The organism is Flavivirga jejuensis (genome assembly GCF_030540765.1).
Taxonomy (GTDB): domain Bacteria; phylum Bacteroidota; class Bacteroidia; order Flavobacteriales; family Flavobacteriaceae; genus Flavivirga; species Flavivirga jejuensis.
Genome location: NZ_JAUOEL010000008.1, coordinates 266652 through 285327, shown reverse-complemented (window position 1 = coordinate 285327; position 18676 = coordinate 266652). Strand labels below are relative to the sequence as shown.

The following is an 18676-nucleotide window of genomic DNA, read 5'->3' as shown; positions in this document are numbered from 1 at the left end:
TAAGTTGGTTTTTAAAAAGAAGGGATCGCATAAGATCTTTGCTTCACTATAAAACTATAAACACAAACAGATGAAACATTTAATTATTATTGCAACACTATTAATATCAGGTTTTGTACATTCTCAAACTAATTACGAAAAAGGGATGCAAAAGGCTTTTGGGCTCTGGGGGAGCAATTCTCCAATAGAAGCATCAAATATGTTTGAACGCATTGCTAAAGCAGAGTCAGATAATTGGTTGCCACCTTATTATGCAGCACAAATTAATATTATTGGTAGTTTTGGAGAAAAAGACAAAGAGAAACTAACTGCACAATTAAAAAAAGCACAAGATTTAATTAACGATGCTACGGCGATTTCTAAAAATAACCCAGAGATTTTGGTATTACAAGCATTGTTACATACCGCTTGGGTTGCTTTTGATGGTGCTACTTATGGTATGACTTTATCTGGAAAGGTAGTCGAATTATACACAAAAGCAGCAGAAATAGCACCAGAAAATCCAAGAGTTGTTTTTAGTAAAGCAGAATGGGATATGGGCAGTGCACGCTATTTTGGGCAAGATATAATGCCTTTTTGTAAAGATATAGAAAGCGCCATAGAACTTTTTGCTAACTTTAAGCCAGAAACGCCATTTCATCCTAATTGGGGTAAAGACAGAGCGGTTCAAGTATTAGTAGAGTCTTGCGGAAAATAAACGAAATAGAATAAGAGGTAATAAACCTAGATCCAGCTAAAAATCGAGATTAGCCTGCCATGAGATAAGCGTGGACTAATAAAAAGTATTATGACAAAAACAGTTAAAAATATCTTTATTACATTTTTTATTGGATGTGTCATCTTTGTTATTGGCAATTTTCTTTCAGATGGATTTGAATACAATAGTATTAACGATTTTTTAATTGAGTTTGTTATTAATCAGTTGTATACTTTTGTTTTAGGGTTTTCTAACCTGTACTTTTTCAATTACTTTAATAACCTTAATTGGAAAAAAGAAGATACTGTAAAGCGTACTATTCTTGGAATTTTGGGTTCTACTATAATTACACTAATTGGCCTGTTTGTTTTAAGAATGATTACGTCTTTAAGTCTGGAGGGCAAATCGTTTCAAGATTTTATTTCAAATGAAACGTTTAAAGCGTATCAATTCGGTTTATGGGTAACCTTAACGATTGTTATCATTTTTCATGTTGTTTATTTCTATAATAAGTATCAACAAAATAGAATAAAAGAACAAAAAGTAATTGCTGGTACAGCAAGTGCTAAATTTGATGCCTTAAAAAATCAATTAGATCCGCATTTTTTATTCAATAGCTTAAATGTACTAACTAGTTTAATTGAGGAAAATCCAGATAATGCACAAAAATTCACAACCTCTTTATCTAAAGTATATCGTTATGTTTTAGAACAAAAAGATAAAGAATTAGTAACTGTTGATGAGGAGTTACAATTTGCGAAAACGTATATGTCTTTGCTCAAAATGCGTTTTGAAGACAGTATTGTTTTCGATATGCCAGAAAGAGCATCGAACCCAGAAAGTAAAGTCGTGCCACTATCGCTACAATTACTTTTAGAAAATGCGGTAAAACATAATATGGTAACATCTAGTAAACCGTTACATATAAAGATTTATGAAGACAGGGATAATTTGGTTGTCGAAAATAATTTACAACCAAAACAAATAGTAAAAAAGGGTAGCGGTGTAGGGTTAAGTAATATCATGCAACGTTATGATTTATTAACGAATAAAAAAGTAGATATTAATAAAGAAGCAAGCAGGTTTGCTGTGGCCATACCAATGCTTACAAAACAAATATCAGTTATGAGATCAAAATCACAAACACAAATAGACGATAGTTATGTACGGGCACGTAATCATGTAGAAGAGCTTAAAGGTTTTTACTATAGCTTAGTGTCTTATTGCTTAGTCATCCCGTTTTTAATATTTATAAACTATCGAACTTCATGGGAATTTCAATGGTTTTGGTTTCCCATGTTTGGTTGGGGGATTGGTTTGGCGATTCAAGCCTTTAGAGTTTTTGTTAATAATGGCGTTTTTGGTAGAGACTGGGAAAAACGTAAAATTGAGAAATACATGCGAGAAGAAGATAATAACACACATTGGAATTAAATAAAAAGAAGGTCATGAAAAAATTATCAGATACAGAAGTTGATAGTACCTATTTAAGAGCGACTAAAAGAGTAAAAGACCTTAAAGAGTTTTATTATAGCTTAATAGCCTATTGTTTAGTAATTCCTTTTTTAGTTTTTATTAATTACAAAACATTTTGGGAATTTCAATGGTTTTGGTTTCCAATGGCAGGTTGGGGGATAGGCTTAGGGTTTCAAGCGTATCATACGTTTGTAAACAATGGTATTTTAGGGAGACAATGGGAAGAAAGAAAAATGCAAGAGTTTATAGACGCAGAAGAAAAGAAACATTGGAAATAAATTAAATTAAGATGGAAAATATAGATTTTAATGAATCTTCTAATGAGTATAAAAAAGCAGACGCTTATTTAAGGGCTCAAAAAAGGCTAAAAGCTATTAAAGGTTTTTATTGGCATGCGTTCTGGTATGTTATGGTAAACATATTTATTTTTGTTATGATTGTTTTAAAATCTGATGGTAATTTCTGGCATTTTGGTACATTTTCTACGCCACTTTTTTGGGGTATAGGCTTAGGTTTTCATGCTTTAAGTGTGTTTGGAAAAAACTTGTTTTTTGGAAAAAAATGGGAAGCGCGTAAGATAGATGAGTATATGAATAAAGATAAAAAACGTTGGGAATAGCGTTGTATTCTTTATTAGGTAATATTTTTGCTCTATTATTCCTGCCTTTCGTTCGATATAGTCTGTTTTTGATTTCTAAAAACTCAAGATAAACTACGGCAAGGATCTCCCAATAGAAAGGAGTAAATTCGAAATCCTCCAATTTATTAAGACAATTATATATAGAAAAGAAAAGACATGAATGTAATTATTATAGAAGATGAGAAACCCTCGGCAAGACGCTTGCAGCGTATGTTGAACATTTTAAATATAAAGACCAATACTATGTTGCATTCTGTTGAAGAATCGATACAATGGTTTCAAAATAATGTACATCCCGACTTAATTTTTCTCGATATTCAATTAAGTGATGGCTTATCATTCGAAATTTTCGAATCTATAGACATTAAAAGTGCTGTTATTTTCACCACAGCTTATGATGAGTATGCATTACAAGCCTTTAAATTGAATAGTATAGATTATTTATTAAAACCCATTGATGAAAACGATTTGGCAATTGCTGTAGAAAAATATCAAGAACGAACGCCCCAAAAACAGGCCGTAACTTTAGATTTTAACGATATTAAAAAACTTTTAGTAAACCCTATAGACCGTGAATATAAAAAGCGCTTTTCGGTAAAAGTAGGACAGCATTTAAAACTTATTAATATTGATGATATAGAGTGTTTTTATAGTGAAAATAAAGGCACGTATTTATATACTACAGAAGGAAGAAATTATCTTTTAGATACCACGCTAGAACATTTGGAAAACGAATTAGAACCTCAAACTTTTTTTCGTATTAACCGAAAATTCTTTGTAAACATACATGCTATAAAAGATATGGTAAGCTATACGAACTCGCGTTTACAAATAAAACTAAAATCTTATAATGAGCAAGATGTTATTGTAGCCCGAGAACGTGTTAAAGAGTTTAAGGCTTGGTTGGAGTAGCTGTATATTGGGTGCTTATTGGGGGCGAGACCTGTTCTGAAGTTTAATCTAAAAATTCTCCGACCCTTACTTAAATCCTACCGTCTGGACACAAATATTGATGCCCGTAATAAGTTATTTATAACGTTTTAAAGACTCAATAATCGTTAATAGCAGACCATAGGGCAAGCCCAGAGGTGTCATTCAGAGGCATTAGACCAAAAATTTCTCAAGTGGAGGGAATGACGTAATTGGGTGTCATTCAGAAGGAGGTACGACTGAAGAATCTTTAGAGATTAATTATAAAGATTCTTCGCTGCGCTCTGAATGACAAGTAATTGAAAGTTAGCTGTTTATAAAACACGTCAATGGTAGGCTATCGAAAACAAAATATATTTTGTTTGAAGATATAAGCGAAGCTTACGACTGAAGAATCTTTAGAGATTAATGATAAAGATTCTTCGCTGTGATCTGAATGACAAACAGCTGAAAGCTAGGTGTTTGTATAAAAACGTCAATGGTAGCAAAGCGAATATTTTTTTATCTAAAAATCAAAATATTAAAATTTTTAGAGATTTTTCATGGCATTCAGAATCCCCTTTTTTAGACAGCCTCTTTGTTTTTAATGATGTGTTTTTAGAGCCTTGTGCAACGATTACGAGGGTGATGTGCCGTTTTTAATATTCATATAAAATGTTCTCATCAGAATTGGTAATATTTAATAGCACCTGATTTCCGTCAATTTGCAAATTCGAAATATCAAAAGTCAATTCCTCTGTGATGAGAGCAAGACAAGCTTCTTCGTTTTTTAAAGACAATCTTAAATTTCTTTGAGGTGGATTGGACTCTAAAATATCTTCAGAATCTATTAATTTAATTTCCCATGAGTTTCCATCACAACCACCTGAGCTAAAATTAATTTTCAAACAATTATTTTCTATTTCCAAATTATTAATTGTCAGTTGGTCGGATGCTGCATTCTCATATTGTTCAGCACTTATGACTGTTTCAAAATCACGATTATTTTGATTTCCATTATCGTCATCGTTTGAGCAATTTAAATTAGCAAGTCCAATTAAGGTTAAAATCAGTATTCTTTTCATAACAAATATTTTTTCTATAGATGGCATTTTTGTTATGTGGTTGCGTTCAAATAAGTAACAATGTTTTAAATAAAAGTCCTTGATGGCTTTTGTTCGGTGAATTGTAGTAAGTGTAATTATCTTATTTTGAGGTTTTTATGATGTGTAATCGTTGTTGTTTTTGTATTAGTAATAAAAAAAACATCGCTATTGATAAATTTAGAGTGGTGCCATGATTTTGAATGGTTTTATTATTGGTCTCAACTGTAGATAAAACGATGTACTTTAGTGTATTTCGCTTTCAGCTTAAAAAATGACACGGAATCACAGGGATTCAGTTTTACCATGTTTATTCTTTTTTTTTGTTATGCTATGTCACGAAGTATACTTTCAGTCTTCCAAAACGACCCTACAGACTGGAAGCCCATAGGGATAGTTTCGTTTTTTATACTCTTGTTTTCAGTGAAAAACATACTTAAAACATATAAATATGTTTACTAGTATTAGTATATATATTCAAATTATATATCTACAAAAAAACAATAAAAGTTTTGTAGAATTAAAACTTACTTTTTAGCAAGTCTTCGCATGGCAACCCATTGTTTTAACATATCTCTGGCATCTTGTGCAGGATACCCTAAAACAGTTTCTCCAGCTTTTACATTATTCATAACACCAGAACCTGCACCTACAGTAGCACCAGATTCTATAGTAGTGTGATCTTTAATAGAAGCACTTCCTCCAATAATAACACCATCGCCTAAAGTTACAGAACCAGCAAGTCCACTATGTCCTGCCATAATGCAAAAGCGTCCCATAATACTATTATGTGCTATTTGTACTAAGTTGTCTATTTTACAGCCATCACCAACAATAGTTGAGCTGAATTTGGCGCGATCTACACAAGAATTAGCTCCAATTTCGACATAATGACCAATAATAACATTACCAATTTGTGGTATTTTAACGAGTCCGTGTCCATCGTCACTTGGACGATACCCAAAACCATCTGCTCCAATACTTACATTAGTATGAAAGATACAATGACTACCAATAATACAGTACTCTCTAATAACCGTGCCAGACCAAGCAATGGTATTATTACCAATGGTTGTTTCGTCAAAAACACAGACGTTAGGGTATAAAATTACACCGTCACCCAATTCTACATTTTTACCAACGTAGCAATTGGCTCCAATTTTGCAACCATCTCCAATTTTTGCTGTGTCATGAATAACTGCTGTAGGATGAATATCGGCATCGAATTCTGGAGTAGGTGGATTGAAAAGTTCTAAAATTTTAGCCATAGCTAAATCAGCATTTTTCACCTTAATTAAGGCACGACCTTCTCCTGGTTCTATATTTAAATTATCGTTTACTATAGCAGCACAGGCTTTAGAGTCTGCCCAAAGCTTAACATATTTTGTGCTTCCAATAAAGGTTATATGATTCGTACCAGCATTTTGTAAGTGTTCTGGTCCCTCAATCGATTGTGTTGTGTTTCCTATTAATTCCCCTTTTAAAATAGCATTGATTTCTTTAATAGTATACGATGTCATTAGTGTTTTCTTGTTATAGGTTAAAGTATTTGTAAATCTAATAGAAATAAAATAAAATCCACATTTTTTTTAGAAATCATACATATTAAATACAAACATTCGATAAAAAGGGATTGTTATATTACTTTTTATCGAATGTTATATTGGGTTTAGGAAATGTTTTTAATGACATTTTAAACCACTTCACGATCTATTTTATAATTCCCTGGAGTGAATAGACATACTTTCATAAATCTATTCCATGTATTTATTTGTGTTATAACCAAGGTTAAATAACATATTTCTGTTTTATTGAAATGATCTAATAAAGGTGTGTAATCTTCTTCGGGTATTGGCGCACTATTTATTTTTGTAAGCGTCTCTGCAAATTTTAACGCTGCTCTTTCTTTATTTGAAAAATAAGGGGTTTCTTCCCATACACATAAAGAAGATAAGCGTAATTCTGTTTCACCAGCATATTTTAATTCTTTATAATGCATATCTACGCAATAGGCACAACCATTTTTTTGAGAAACCCTAAGCTTTATGAGCTCTGTGAACTTATTGTTTAATGATGAATTGTTTATTGAGTCTTCAATAACTCTTAGGTTTTCAAACATGCCTTCTGGAATATCGGTATAAGAAATTCGTTCCATAATATTATATTATTTTTTATTTTGAAACAAAGTTATGGTAGAGGATATTAGTAAAAATTAAGATGTCTTAAGAAATGAATATATTGAAGTGGTTTAACCTTTTTTCAATTGGCTACAAAATGCTCTTTTTTACTCAATTTTCGCCTTTTTATTGATCCATAGAGCTACTATGAATCGCAAAAAATGCTTCAATTGACCATAAAATAGCTATTTCTCCCTTCAATCAAAAAAGTTTAAACCACTTCATTAGTTGTTTTTCCGAAGTTCACTTAAATATTCGGGTGTCATGTCAAGGTATGAAGCTATCATATATTGAGGAACCCGTTGAGAAAATGTTTTAAGTTCGTCCATAAATAGATGATACCTTTCTTTACTAGCGATTTTAATATAATGTTCATTTTTGCGTTCAATAGCAACAAACATTTTTTCGGTAATAATTCTAAATAACCTTTCTAGTTTTGGTATTGTTGTATATGCTTTTTCTAAATTAGTTTTACTAATTGTAAGTAGCGTCGTTTCTTCAAGAGCTTGAATATATAAAAGAGATGGTTGTTCGGTGATAAAACTCTCCATATTTGTTACCCACCAATTTTCTATACCAAAATGAATGATATGCTCGTTGCCTTTAGCATCTATTTTAAAAATGCGTATTAATCCTTTTGTGATAAAGAATTTATTTTTACATAGATCCCCTTCTTTTAAAATAAATTCTTTTTTTTGAAATGTTTGTGGTGTAAGGTAGTTGTAAAATGAATCCATTTCTTCTTCAGAAAAGGAGACATAACGGTTTAAGTAAGTATGAAGTTGTTTTTTCATAATTAGTGTTTGATTGTAAACAAACTATTTTGATAATTTGAATTGTTTTTTGATGTCATTCTCAGCTGTTTTTTATAAGTTGATGTCTTAACATCAATCGATTAAAAATAAATAAAAAAGCGCGAAAAGAAACAAATTTAATAGTGCGTTGTTTCCGACCAGACATTAATTAGCCATCTATCCTATTATCATCAAAAGCAGAAGGTAATAATTTAGGAATAAATTTAACTACTAAAGGTAATAATAATGCACCTCCAGGAAGCATAAATATGGCAAGGCTCGGGATGGATTTAAAAATATCCAACAGTTGTTCTTGCACCTTTTTTTGTTCTTCTTTGTTTAAATCTCGAACTGTAGATTGTGATAGAAGTATCATGAGTTCTTTACTATCTTTAAGTTCTTGATATAAACGTTTACTATTTCTTGTAATTAATTTATTTACCATTTTGCTGGAGTTGTCGTAAAAACTCTGCACAATATTTTTTGAACTTAAAAGAGCTATATTATCTTTATTGACCGTGTAAAAATGGTTGACACTACCAATAGATTGATTAATGCGTGTTGTGTTAATATTTAAATCGGTACCTAACTGAATTAAAAATTGCTGTTCGTTATCATCAATCGTTCTATCACCCCAGGTAGCCATACAAGCTAAGTCCAAAATATAGTTTTTCTCTTGCTTTGTTTTAATAATTTTAATGGCTTTTTTATAACCAACATGGATATTGTCTTTAAATCTTAGAGACGCTTCGAAGAGTTTTATTAAGCTTTCATCATATTGATTTTTCGTAGTTTTAGAATTTAAAACATCCAAAGAAATAGTCTCTATGGCCGCTTCTAGATTTTTTATATAATCTATAGAGATAGTATTCTTTTTTAAGAACTCTTGATAGGCTAAAACATCAATAAAAAGTAAAGCGTTTATAATGAAATAATTAAAATTCTTGGTAAGGACATTGGCATCTATTTGTGTACGCTTATGTATTATTTTTTCAAGCTGTTCACTAGATTTTTTACCACCTAATAATTCTTGAAAGAATGTGATTTTAAGCTCATTTATATCTGTATAAAAATTAATAACGCTATCAATAAAAGGAATGTGAGATTTTGATTTATTGTGAGTGTACACTAGAGCTAAAAACAAATTTGTTTTACAAAGCTCTTCTTCGGTTAAGTCTTTTTTTTCAATAATACCCCCAATAATATCTAAATTACTTCCATATATAAAACCACAATTTCTTAAGGCATTATAAAACGCTTCTTCATTAAAATTAAAGATGGCATCTTTTTTTTCAATCTCCTTTAATAGCTTTTTTACCCAACCTTGAGCAGAGGGATTCATAGTATCGTTTTTTATACGGTGTAAATGTAATGCTTTAGGCTTTTAATTTACAAATTTTCATTTTACCTTATGGATAAAGTTTTCAGAATAAAACAGTAATTAGAATTTAAAAGGTAAATTGGTTTTTAGTCCGCTAATATTTTGATATGAAACCCATGTGTTTTAACCATATCAATAACATCAGTCTCTGTTATATTAGTTGTAGCTTCAATTCTGAGGACATGGTCAATATCTTCAAGATCGACTGACCATTTTAAGATATCTGAATGCTTATTAAGTATTGGCTTTATAGATTTTACTTTTTTCTTAGATTTAATATTTGTTTGAAATAATAATAAGTTCATAAATGTAATGCTATTCCAGTTCTGATTCCGATTTGTTAACTTGAGTTTGGTTTGCTTCTCGTTCGAGATATTGTTTATAAAGCTCATCACCTTCTTCTTCCCAAAATTTATCGTAGTTTTTCCATTTTGAAAAATCGCTTTTTGTATCATCATAACATTTTTGGCGTGAATTTTTAGACGACTTTTTGCTACCACCCCCACATCCTCCAAGGAGCAATTTTAATAATATAAACAGTCCTACAGCTTGCCAATAAGTAAGAGTGGTTAGTCCGAAAATTTCAGGCATAAGCCAGTTCCATAACCACATAATTACAAAGCCAAATAAAATAGCTAACCCAATGATTGCAATAGTACCGAAGATGATCATCGCAGCAATTTCAACTGGCGATTTTCCTCTGAATTTATGAGTGAAAAAATTTTTCATGATATGTTAATTTTTATGTTTGTTTATTTCTAACCTTAATTTTTTATACAATATTCCAATAGCTCTATGTCTTCTGGACATTAATGTGCCTATAGGAATTCCAGTTTCTTTAGAAATTTCTTTATATGTATAGCCTTCAAAATCTACTGCTATAATGATATCTCTATATTCTGGTTTAAGCTGTTTAATACTATGTTTTAAAACAAGAATCATGTCTTCCGACATGTAATTGTCTGTTGGTTGATGCATTATTTCTGCTAAATCTAAAAGCTCACTATCAATTTCTATTTGTTCTGTTTTTTTAGTTGTTCGCATAATATCAATTATTCTGTTTTTAATTGATCTATAAACAAAACCAGCTACATTATTAATAGGGGCATACCTATCTGCTCCAGAAAATAATTTTAAGGCAACATCCTGAATAATATCCTCCGCATTTCTGCTGGAAGTATCCTTTATCCTGTTAGTAACATAAATCATCAGAGATCGATATTCTCTACCGAAAAAATCATTAAGTTTTTTACTGTTCTCTGATTCCAAATTCATTTAAAACCGTTTAAAGTGGGGTCTTTGATTAAAAAGACGATACTTTTTTAATCTATTGCATTTTATTTAAAAATAATGCATTTAAATTTCTTGTGAATAAAGGAAGGAATCTACCATGTTGTTCCTCTGGAAGAAGTATGTTGTTGATATAATAAAAATATCAACAACATAGATATATTTAGTGACTATCGAATTTTGTAACGTTGTTATATCTATTAATGACTGTAGCAAAGCATCATTGATACAATTTTTAAACTTGACTTTATCATCTACGTATAAAGCCAAATTTTAAAATTTTCGTTTAACGCCATAATTAATAATGTCATTATTTCTATGCAAGAATAATTTCAGCACAGATTATTTAATATCAAATGTAAAAGAAGGTAATCGAAATTTTTTACAAAAAAAGTTTCTATTTTTCTAAAGCCGTCAATTCCGCAATTTTGCAGATAACTTCTGTTGCTTTAATCATACTTTCAACTGGTACATACTCATACCGTCCATGAAAATTATGTCCGCCAGCAAATATATTAGGACACGGTAATCCCATATAACTTAATTGTGAACCATCTGTACCACCGCGAATGGCTTTAATAAGCGGTTCAATACCAAGTTGTTTCATAGCTTTTTCGGCAATGTCTACAATATGCATGACAGGTTCTATCTTTTCTTTCATATTGTAATATTGGTCTTTAATTTCGGTAGAGATAACTTCCTTGCCGTATTGTGAGTTTAACTCGTTAGTTAGTTTTTGCATCACTTCTTTACGCGCCTCAAAATGGTCTTTGTTATGATCGCGAATAATATATTCTAAAACAGTCTCTTCAACATCTCCTTTTATATTATGCAAATGAAAAAAGCCTTGATAACCATCTGTATGCTCTGGGGTTTCCATGCGAGGCAACGAATTAATAAACTCTTGCGCGATGTACATAGAGTTTATCATTTTACCTTTAGCATATCCTGGGTGCACAATTTTACCTTTTATTTTTACTACGGCACCTGCGGCATTAAAGTTTTCGTATTCTAATTCTCCTATTTGACTTCCATCCATAGTATAGGCCCATTCTGCATCGAATTTTTTGACATCGAATTTATGTGCTCCTCTGCCTATTTCTTCATCGGGAGTAAAACCGACTCTAATTTTTCCATGTTTAACTTCTGGATGATTAATTAAATACTCCATTGCTGAAATAATTTCGCAAATACCAGCCTTGTCATCAGCACCCAAAAGTGTGGTGCCATCTGTTGTTATTAAAGTTTGCCCTTTATATAATAGCAGATCATTAAAATAATCTGGAGATAAAACAATGTCTTCTGCTTCATTTAATACAATATCATGACCATCGTAGTTTTCAATAATTTGTGGATTTACATTAGCTCCCGTAAAATCGGGTGAGGTATCAAAATGTGAAACGAATCCAATGGTTGGAACATCGTAATCTACATTACTTGGTAACGTAGCCATAATATAGGCATTGTCATCAATGGAAACATCGTGCATTCCAATGCTTTTAAGTTCTTCGACTAGTTTATTAGCCAAATCCCATTGCTTTTTAGTACTAGGCGTCGTGGGTGATGCTGGATCAGATTCCGTATCAATGGTAACGTAACTTACAAATCGTTTTATGATGTTTTCTTTTGAAATCATTTTAAATAAAGTTTAACATGGTTGGAGTAAAATACTCGATAGTCAATTATGGGTTTAAAAATACGATTATTAATTTTTTTTGCTTTTGAATTGTCCAATTTTTTATTTAGAAGTACTTTTGCACAAATAATACTGGATGTACAAATTATTACTTCGCCCTCTATTTTTTTTATTCGATCCTGAAAAGATCCACCATTTTACATTTTCGTTAATAAAATTTACTTCTAAAATCCCTGGTTTAAAAGCTGTTTTTAGAAGTTTATATACTGTTGAAGATGTGCGATTAGAACGGAACTTATTCGGATTAGCATTTAAAAACCCAGTAGGTTTAGCAGCAGGGTTTGATAAAAATGCCGTGTTGTATAACGAGTTGGCTAATTTTGGTTTTGGCTTTATAGAAATAGGCACTGTAACGCCTAAAGGACAAGCGGGAAATCCTAAGAAAAGATTGTTTAGACTTAAAGATGATCAAGGAATTATTAACCGAATGGGGTTCAATAATGAAGGATTAGAAGCTGCTATTTCTCAATTAAAAAAGAATAAACACAATCTTATTATTGGAGGGAACATTGGGAAAAATACTGATACAAAACCAGAAGATTATACCAAAGATTATTTAGAGTGCTTTAACGGGTTACATCCATATGTTGATTATTTTGTACTTAATGTTAGCTGCCCAAATGTAGGAAGTCATGCTAAATTAAACGACAAAGATTATTTGGAAGAGCTAATTAGTGCTGTACAAAAAGCAAATACAGTATTTAAAAATGGTGATACTGAATGCAATCGAAAAGCAAAACCGATTCTTTTAAAGATAGCTCCAGATTTAAATGAGGGGCAATTGGATGAAATTATAGCGCTAGTTGCAACTACAAAACTCGATGGGGTTATTGCAAGTAATACGTCTATGGATAGAAGTGATTTAAAAGCTTCAACAGAAACACTAGAGAATATAGGTCATGGAGGTCTAAGTGGGCAACCTATAAAGGATAAAAGCACAAAAGTGATACAGTATTTATCGGATAAAAGCAATAAAGCATTCCCAATAATTGGTGTAGGTGGGGTGCACTCTGCTAAAGATGCTCTTGAAAAAATAGATGCTGGTGCAGACTTAGTACAGATTTATACGGGCTTTATTTATGAAGGTCCAAGCCTTATTAAGCAAATTAATAAGGAGTTACTTAAAAGAAAAGTATAAGTAAACTATTTAATTATCTTTTTAACAATTTTAGAATTCTTACTGTAAATAGTTAAGAAGTAAGTTCCAGAAGATAAACGACTCACGTTAATAGCTTGATCTGTTAAGGTTCCAGACAAGAATACTTGCCCAACTAAATTTGAAATCTGATAATTTAAAATAGATTCAGAGTTTTTAGCTTTAATATAAAGCGTAGCACCAGTAATCGGATTTGGATAGGCTTTTATATTTGATAATGTATCGAACGTGTCTTGTTCGCTTTCAATATTCTTAATAATAATATCATCTATAGCAATGTCTCCATCCCAACTAGCACCTCTTACTGCTCTAAAACGAACTTTTATAGTTTGATTCTCATAAGAAGATAAATCAATTGTTTGCTTTAAAAAAACATCATCTTGATTGGAATGTTGGCTTCCATAAATACCTGGAATAACATCATTAATATAACCATTATTAGTTTGTATATCTATGTGCAATTCCCCGATATTTTTACCAAACATATGATATGAAAATTCTAGTTGGGTATTAGATGTTGTAATATCAATACATGGTGAAATAAATTCAGCAATATCTCCTAAATTAGCTCCTGATGCTTCTGCATAAATATATTTTCCTTTAATTAAAGGACCTGTATCATCTGTGGTCGTTTTGCCAGAATTCGAATACCAATTATAACCACTTTTAGAAACATCTATTGCCGTCCAACCTCTATCTCCTGCTATTTCAAAATCTTCAAAATCTTCTTGTAAAGGAGTTATTTTTGTACCAACTTTTATAAATTTTGAAAATGTTTGCTTTATGGTTTTAGATTTATTAGATACTGTAAGTGTTACATCATATACTCCTGTACTATAGGTGTGAGTAGGGTTTTGATTTGTGTAATCAATAATACCATCAGAGTCTACATCCCATTGCCAGTTAGTAATATTAGAACAGCTATTTTTAAAATTCACGGTTAATGTTTCTTCGCAAGTTACGCTGGTATCTACGCTAAAATTAGCGTTAAACGATGGACAAGCTAAATAGTTTTTTGTAGTTTGGTAAAAGGCATACATTCTAGCCAGTTGCTGATGTGTGAAATGGTTTCTGCATGATTTTCTGGAATAAGACATTAAATTACCAGTATCTGGATTAAATGTATGTCCGTTTGCATCTGTATCTATTCCTGTGTATTCGCAAAAATTATTAATATTACTGTTTGTAAACATGGGGTCGGCTGGTGTATCACAAATACCATCACCATCCGTGTCACAATTACTCCCATCTACTAGTTCAGTTGTCATTTTACTACTATCTGGTCCGTGTGTGTGCGTTAAAGAGAAAAAATGACCTAATTCGTGTGCTAAAGAGGAACCGTTGGTTGCACAGCTGTTTTTAATAACAATAATATCATTATGTCGACCAACATTATTACTATAACCACAAATACTTTCTTCAGAAGTGTTTTCCAAATAATCGATAAAATAAATATTTATTAAACCAGCTGTATAGTTTGTCTCTTTTAAATCACTCTCATTGCCTTTTTTAAAATGACACAACCCATCATCATCTATATAGTTAATAGCATCACATAAGAAAAATTCCATATAGGCACCTGCATAAATAGCATTAAGGGTTTCAATAGCATTGTTAAGGTCTGAAACGCAAAGACCACCTGTGCCTTTTGAAGATCTAACAATATGCGCTTTAACAGGAATAGAATTAACTACACTATGCGTATTATTTTTATTAGATTTATTTGAAGCAAATACCTGTTCGTGTTTTTTGATTTGTGGTTTGATGCTATATATGTAGTCAAGAGATTCTTGAGATGTGGTTGTACCACAGCCAGGTTCTATTTCATTTTGACCAGACATACTATATGTAGTCGATAAAAATATCGAAAGAAGTAAAAGTTTAGGTTTTTTATTAAAAAGATGCATTGGGTAAAACATTTTTTTCAAATGTATACCTTAATGAAAAAGATGAATAATAAAAACGTTTAAGCGTGAATTTTATCGGTGATACTTTAATTAGATGCTTTATTTTTAGTTGATTACTAGCTTTTGAGAGCTGCTAGAGCCATTAATAGTTTTTAAATTTAATAGATAAACACCCTTATTAAGATTCGTTAAATTAACATTTAATTTTGATGATTTTTTAATATCTATTCGTTTAACTAAGCTTCCTAATACGTTATAAATTTCTATTGAGTTTAATTCAATATTTTGGATATTAGAAATTGTAATATCACCTCCTTTTGTTGGGTTCGGGAAAACTTTAACGTTTTCAATGGTATTAATTGTTTCAGTACTAAGAGTAGAATCAATATAATTGAAAGTTACAGTTCCTATTCTATGGCTCATATTACTATTTACACCGTTAAATGGTTCAAGGTTTTCTAAACTAGTTATAACTCCTAGAGGCTCTGTGTCTGTATTCGTTCCAGAATATCCATCGCCATTCTCTGTTCCTGCATCATAAGGAAATACGTCTATAGTATACGTTGCTTTCCAACCATTATTAACGCTATTGTTTCCCGATCTTAAATTCTCACTATTAACAGCGATAAACCAATCAGGACTAGGAGCTATCATAGTTGCCAAACTTACAAAAGGGTAGTCTTCACTTATTTGAATATTCTGAGTTATAGTACCTTGAGCAGACCCAAGTCCACTACCAATAACAAACTTATCAGCATCAGAATTTGCTGTGACTTCAGATTTAAAATTGTTGGTATTACCTGTTTCTGCAATAGACTCTATTCCAGCAGAAGCAGGGCTTCCCATCATTAAAATGGTATTAGCTGTTTTATGAGTAGCAATAGCTAAATCAGACCAATGTGCATTACCAGGTAAGGGAATTGTACTAATACCATGTACTGGATCGCCAGTAGGGGTTTCCCAAAAACTTTCAAAAACGATATTATAATTTGCTGTATTTTGACTAAACGAAGCCAAGGAAATAAAGCATGTAGAAATAAACAAGAAAGTAATTTTTTTCATGGTATGGTTATTTAATATTACCATACTGTCGCTTAATTATATCTAACCTTACAGATTAATTAAAAAATCTTTATTTTATTGCTAATAGCTTAACTAAATTAATAGTATTTTTAGCCTTCCATTTTTTAACTAAATGCAAAATAAAGTAAAGATTATTGAATGTCCGCGAGATGCCATGCAGGGTATTAAGGATTTTATTCCAACAGCGAATAAAGTGCAGTATATCCAATCCTTACTTCGTGTTGGTTTCGATACGATCGATTTTGGTAGTTTTGTGTCACCAAAGGCTATTCCTCAAATGGTTGATACTGCCAAGGTGTTATCACAGCTTGATTTATCTAAAACAACAAGTAAGTTACTGGCTATTATTGCAAACACAAGAGGTGCAGAAGATGCAAGTATACACCCAGAAATAGATTATTTAGGGTACCCATTTTCAATTTCAGAAAACTTTCAAATGCGTAATACTCATAAAACGATAGCGCAATCTGTAGTCACACTTTCAAAAATATTAGAAATTGCTAATACATCGCACAAGGAAGTTGTTGTATATATATCTATGGGATTTGGTAATCCTTATGGAGACCCCTGGAATGTAGATATAGTAGGGGAGTGGACAGAAAAACTTTCAAAAATGGGAGTGAAGATTTTGTCTTTAAGTGATACTATTGGAAGTTCGGATGCAGCAAGTATTAATTATCTGTTTTCAAATTTAATACCTCAATATCCAAACATTGAATTTGGTGCGCATTTACATACCACACCAAACTCATGGTTTGAAAAAGTTGATGCAGCATATAAAGCAGGGTGCAAACGTTTTGATGGCGCCATTCAAGGATTCGGTGGATGCCCCATGGCCAAAGATGAACTTACAGGTAATATGCCCACCGAAAAACTATTGTCTTATTTTACTACAAATAAAAATAATAGCTTAAATGCACTTAGTTTTGAAAGTGCTTATAATGAGGCTTCTAAGGTTTTTAATTTTTTTCATTAATTTTATTGTACTGATTTACAGCTATTTATATTGTATGGATAGAGTTTGTTTAAATTTAATCTAAATAAGCTTTGCGTAAGTAATTAAGTGTCTTATATTTGCAGCTTAAAAGTAAAGATTATTTTTAACAAGTCTAAATAAAAAGAGTAAATCTATTAAAATGAAAAAATTAGTTCTAAGTTTATTAATTGCAGGAAGTTTATTTAATTCATGTTCAAGTGATGATGATAATGGTACTGGAGACAATCAAATAACTGCCCCAGCTACTTACGTATTTACTAGAAACGGAAATTCTACAGTAAGTTTTGGAGGTCAAACTACCAGAATTAAAATGGCAGAAGAATTAGTGTCTGCAATAAAAGATAATACTAAAACAGAAGATCAGTTAGATGCTATAGAAAAGTTAGATGCTATGTTTGCGCATGTTGAAGGTGTTGCGGATTTTAGTGATACAGATTTAAATGCCTCAGACAAAAGTATACGAAGTAAAACAGCAGCTTCTGCAGATTATTTTTCTGCAAATACGACAGAAGCTAATACTATAAAAGCAGATTTTGATAATTGGATATCAGCACAGGTTTTAGATGTTTTTCCTAATTGGGAAAATATAGCTACAGCTGGTAATGCAGGACAATTACAAGAAGCAGGAGGAGAATCTACACGTTATATAAATGCCAAAGGATTAGAGTTGAACCAAGCGTTTGCAAAATCTTTAATCGGAGCTTTAATGGTGGATCAAATACTTAATAATTATTTAAGTCCTGCTGTATTAGATGCTGGAGAAAATCGAGCAAATAATGATAATGATGTCGTTGAAAGTGATAAAGATTATACTACTATGGAGCACAAATGGGATGAAGCTTATGGATATTTATATGGAAATGAAGTAAATCCAGCTGTTCCAGTTTTGGATGCCGATAGTTTTTTAAACAAATATTTATCTAGAGTAGAAAATGATACTGATTTTACAGGTATAGCAGCAGATATTTATAATGCTTTTAAACTAGGAAGAGCAGCTATTGAAGCCAAAAACTATACAGTACGTGATGAGCAAGCAGAAATTATAAAAGAAAAAATATCTATGGTTATTGCAGTAAGGGCTGCACATTATTTACAAGCAGGAAAAGCAAGTTTAGCAGCAAATAAAGCGGCTGCATTTCATGATTTGTCTGAAGGTTTTGGTTTTGTTTATAGTTTACAGTTTACAAGAAAGCCAAATACAACATTGCCTTATTTTTCTAAAACAGAAGTAGACGCTTACATCTCGCAACTTATGACAGGTAATGGTTTTTGGGATGTTACAACGACAACTTTAGATACCATTTCTGATGAAATAGCAGCAGAATTTGGCTTTACATCGGCACAAGCTGCAAACTAAAAACCTCAATATT

Annotated in this window: 19 protein-coding genes; 8 read left to right on the top strand and 11 right to left on the bottom strand. The window is 31.5% G+C overall.

Annotated elements, in window-relative coordinates; all coding sequences use genetic code 11:
• Nucleotides 1-70: 70 nt before the first annotated feature.
• The 5 genes from Q4Q40_RS20480 to Q4Q40_RS20460 all read left to right on the top strand — a co-directional run bounded on the left by Q4Q40_RS20480 (nt 71) and on the right by Q4Q40_RS20460 (nt 3725).
• A complete protein-coding gene (locus tag Q4Q40_RS20480; protein ID WP_303303889.1) occupies nt 71-697 on the top strand; it encodes a hypothetical protein in 627 nt (208 codons plus the stop codon).
• A gap of 90 nt (nt 698-787) precedes the next feature.
• Nucleotides 788-2131: a 2TM domain-containing protein gene (locus Q4Q40_RS20475; RefSeq protein ID WP_303303888.1), complete on the top strand. Its 1344-nt coding sequence runs from the start codon at nt 788-790 to the stop codon at nt 2129-2131.
• A gap of 14 nt (nt 2132-2145) precedes the next feature.
• Entirely contained in the window at nt 2146-2451 is a 306-nt protein-coding gene (locus tag Q4Q40_RS20470; RefSeq protein WP_303303887.1) for a 2TM domain-containing protein, read from the top strand.
• An 11-nt stretch (nt 2452-2462) separates the two neighbouring features.
• Nucleotides 2463-2792: a 2TM domain-containing protein gene (locus tag Q4Q40_RS20465; RefSeq protein ID WP_303303886.1), complete on the top strand. Its 330-nt coding sequence runs from the start codon at nt 2463-2465 to the stop codon at nt 2790-2792.
• 177 nt (nt 2793-2969) lie between these two features.
• Nucleotides 2970-3725 (top strand): LytR/AlgR family response regulator transcription factor, encoded by a 756-nt coding sequence (locus tag Q4Q40_RS20460; RefSeq protein ID WP_303303885.1) that lies wholly within the window; start codon nt 2970-2972, stop codon nt 3723-3725.
• Nucleotides 3726-4381: 656 nt separating this feature from the next.
• On the opposite strand, the gene Q4Q40_RS20455 is transcribed toward Q4Q40_RS20460, so the two are convergent.
• The 9 genes from Q4Q40_RS20455 to pepT all read right to left on the bottom strand — a co-directional run bounded on the left by Q4Q40_RS20455 (nt 4382) and on the right by pepT (nt 12103).
• Nucleotides 4382-4807 (bottom strand): hypothetical protein, encoded by a 426-nt coding sequence (locus Q4Q40_RS20455; protein ID WP_303303884.1) that lies wholly within the window; start codon nt 4805-4807, stop codon nt 4382-4384.
• 545 nt (nt 4808-5352) lie between these two features.
• The gene (gene lpxD / locus Q4Q40_RS20450; protein WP_303303883.1) at nt 5353-6345 is read right to left on the bottom strand and encodes a UDP-3-O-(3-hydroxymyristoyl)glucosamine N-acyltransferase; all 993 of its coding nucleotides are present in this window, start codon (nt 6343-6345) and stop codon (nt 5353-5355) included.
• 173 nt (nt 6346-6518) lie between these two features.
• Nucleotides 6519-6980: a carboxymuconolactone decarboxylase family protein gene (locus Q4Q40_RS20445; protein ID WP_303303882.1), complete on the bottom strand. Its 462-nt coding sequence runs from the start codon at nt 6978-6980 to the stop codon at nt 6519-6521.
• Nucleotides 6981-7226: 246 nt separating this feature from the next.
• Nucleotides 7227-7796, bottom strand: a complete 570-nt coding sequence (locus Q4Q40_RS20440; RefSeq protein ID WP_303303881.1) for a Crp/Fnr family transcriptional regulator — start codon at nt 7794-7796, stop codon at nt 7227-7229.
• Nucleotides 7797-7965: 169 nt separating this feature from the next.
• Nucleotides 7966-9138 carry an LETM1-related biofilm-associated protein gene (locus Q4Q40_RS20435; RefSeq protein WP_303303880.1) on the bottom strand — a complete coding sequence of 391 codons (1173 nt, stop codon included), beginning with the start codon at nt 9136-9138 and terminating at the stop codon, nt 7966-7968.
• 125 nt (nt 9139-9263) lie between these two features.
• Complete coding sequence (locus Q4Q40_RS20430) at nt 9264-9482, bottom strand: hypothetical protein (RefSeq protein ID WP_303303879.1); 219 nt, start codon at nt 9480-9482, stop codon at nt 9264-9266.
• A 10-nt stretch (nt 9483-9492) separates the two neighbouring features.
• Nucleotides 9493-9906 (bottom strand): hypothetical protein, encoded by a 414-nt coding sequence (locus Q4Q40_RS20425; protein WP_303303878.1) that lies wholly within the window; start codon nt 9904-9906, stop codon nt 9493-9495.
• Between the two features lie 6 nt (nt 9907-9912).
• Entirely contained in the window at nt 9913-10452 is a 540-nt protein-coding gene (locus Q4Q40_RS20420; protein WP_303303877.1) for an RNA polymerase sigma factor, read from the bottom strand.
• Between the two features lie 412 nt (nt 10453-10864).
• Nucleotides 10865-12103, bottom strand: a complete 1239-nt coding sequence (pepT, locus tag Q4Q40_RS20415; protein ID WP_303303876.1) for a peptidase T — start codon at nt 12101-12103, stop codon at nt 10865-10867.
• 136 nt (nt 12104-12239) lie between these two features.
• On the opposite strand from pepT, the gene Q4Q40_RS20410 reads away from it, so the two are divergent.
• The gene (locus Q4Q40_RS20410) at nt 12240-13301 is read left to right on the top strand and encodes a quinone-dependent dihydroorotate dehydrogenase (protein ID WP_303303875.1); all 1062 of its coding nucleotides are present in this window, start codon (nt 12240-12242) and stop codon (nt 13299-13301) included.
• Nucleotides 13302-13306: 5 nt separating this feature from the next.
• Here the strand turns inward: Q4Q40_RS20410 and Q4Q40_RS20405 are convergent, their stop codons facing one another.
• Nucleotides 13307-15160 (bottom strand): T9SS-dependent choice-of-anchor J family protein, encoded by a 1854-nt coding sequence (locus Q4Q40_RS20405; protein WP_303303873.1) that lies wholly within the window; start codon nt 15158-15160, stop codon nt 13307-13309.
• Between the two features lie 171 nt (nt 15161-15331).
• Complete coding sequence (locus Q4Q40_RS20400) at nt 15332-16288, bottom strand: spondin domain-containing protein (protein ID WP_303303872.1); 957 nt, start codon at nt 16286-16288, stop codon at nt 15332-15334.
• Between the two features lie 133 nt (nt 16289-16421).
• Here Q4Q40_RS20400 and Q4Q40_RS20395 point away from each other — a divergent pair, with 133 nt between their 5' ends.
• Together Q4Q40_RS20395 and Q4Q40_RS20390 are read left to right on the top strand one after the other, a co-directional pair.
• Nucleotides 16422-17285 (top strand): hydroxymethylglutaryl-CoA lyase-like TIM-barrel protein, encoded by an 864-nt coding sequence (locus tag Q4Q40_RS20395; protein ID WP_303303871.1) that lies wholly within the window; start codon nt 16422-16424, stop codon nt 17283-17285.
• A 160-nt stretch (nt 17286-17445) separates the two neighbouring features.
• A complete protein-coding gene (locus tag Q4Q40_RS20390) occupies nt 17446-18663 on the top strand; it encodes a DUF4856 domain-containing protein (protein WP_303303870.1) in 1218 nt (405 codons plus the stop codon).
• Nucleotides 18664-18676 lie beyond the last annotated feature (13 nt).

What these genes read in the sequence shown, in the direction of transcription:
- Q4Q40_RS20435 (WP_303303880.1), bottom strand. Translation starts at nt 9,138, where the DNA reads ATGAATCCCTCTGCTCAAGGTTGGGTAAAAAAGCTATTAAAGGAGATT.
- lpxD (WP_303303883.1), bottom strand. Translation starts at nt 6,345, where the DNA reads ATGACATCGTATACTATTAAAGAAATCAATGCTATTTTAAAAGGGGAA.
- Q4Q40_RS20395 (WP_303303871.1), top strand. Translation starts at nt 16,422, where the DNA reads ATGCAAAATAAAGTAAAGATTATTGAATGTCCGCGAGATGCCATGCAG.
- Q4Q40_RS20445 (WP_303303882.1), bottom strand. Translation starts at nt 6,980, where the DNA reads ATGGAACGAATTTCTTATACCGATATTCCAGAAGGCATGTTTGAAAAC.
- Q4Q40_RS20460 (WP_303303885.1), top strand. Translation starts at nt 2,970, where the DNA reads ATGAATGTAATTATTATAGAAGATGAGAAACCCTCGGCAAGACGCTTG.
- Q4Q40_RS20465 (WP_303303886.1), top strand. Translation starts at nt 2,463, where the DNA reads ATGGAAAATATAGATTTTAATGAATCTTCTAATGAGTATAAAAAAGCA.
- Q4Q40_RS20420 (WP_303303877.1), bottom strand. Translation starts at nt 10,452, where the DNA reads ATGAATTTGGAATCAGAGAACAGTAAAAAACTTAATGATTTTTTCGGT.
- Q4Q40_RS20405 (WP_303303873.1), bottom strand. Translation starts at nt 15,160, where the DNA reads ATGTCTGGTCAAAATGAAATAGAACCTGGCTGTGGTACAACCACATCT.
- Q4Q40_RS20390 (WP_303303870.1), top strand. Translation starts at nt 17,446, where the DNA reads ATGAAAAAATTAGTTCTAAGTTTATTAATTGCAGGAAGTTTATTTAAT.
- Q4Q40_RS20455 (WP_303303884.1), bottom strand. Translation starts at nt 4,807, where the DNA reads ATGAAAAGAATACTGATTTTAACCTTAATTGGACTTGCTAATTTAAAT.
- Q4Q40_RS20480 (WP_303303889.1), top strand. Translation starts at nt 71, where the DNA reads ATGAAACATTTAATTATTATTGCAACACTATTAATATCAGGTTTTGTA.
- Q4Q40_RS20470 (WP_303303887.1), top strand. Translation starts at nt 2,146, where the DNA reads ATGAAAAAATTATCAGATACAGAAGTTGATAGTACCTATTTAAGAGCG.
- Q4Q40_RS20440 (WP_303303881.1), bottom strand. Translation starts at nt 7,796, where the DNA reads ATGAAAAAACAACTTCATACTTACTTAAACCGTTATGTCTCCTTTTCT.
- Q4Q40_RS20410 (WP_303303875.1), top strand. Translation starts at nt 12,240, where the DNA reads ATGTACAAATTATTACTTCGCCCTCTATTTTTTTTATTCGATCCTGAA.
- Q4Q40_RS20430 (WP_303303879.1), bottom strand. Translation starts at nt 9,482, where the DNA reads ATGAACTTATTATTATTTCAAACAAATATTAAATCTAAGAAAAAAGTA.
- Q4Q40_RS20425 (WP_303303878.1), bottom strand. Translation starts at nt 9,906, where the DNA reads ATGAAAAATTTTTTCACTCATAAATTCAGAGGAAAATCGCCAGTTGAA.
- Q4Q40_RS20475 (WP_303303888.1), top strand. Translation starts at nt 788, where the DNA reads ATGACAAAAACAGTTAAAAATATCTTTATTACATTTTTTATTGGATGT.
- Q4Q40_RS20400 (WP_303303872.1), bottom strand. Translation starts at nt 16,288, where the DNA reads ATGAAAAAAATTACTTTCTTGTTTATTTCTACATGCTTTATTTCCTTG.
- pepT (WP_303303876.1), bottom strand. Translation starts at nt 12,103, where the DNA reads ATGATTTCAAAAGAAAACATCATAAAACGATTTGTAAGTTACGTTACC.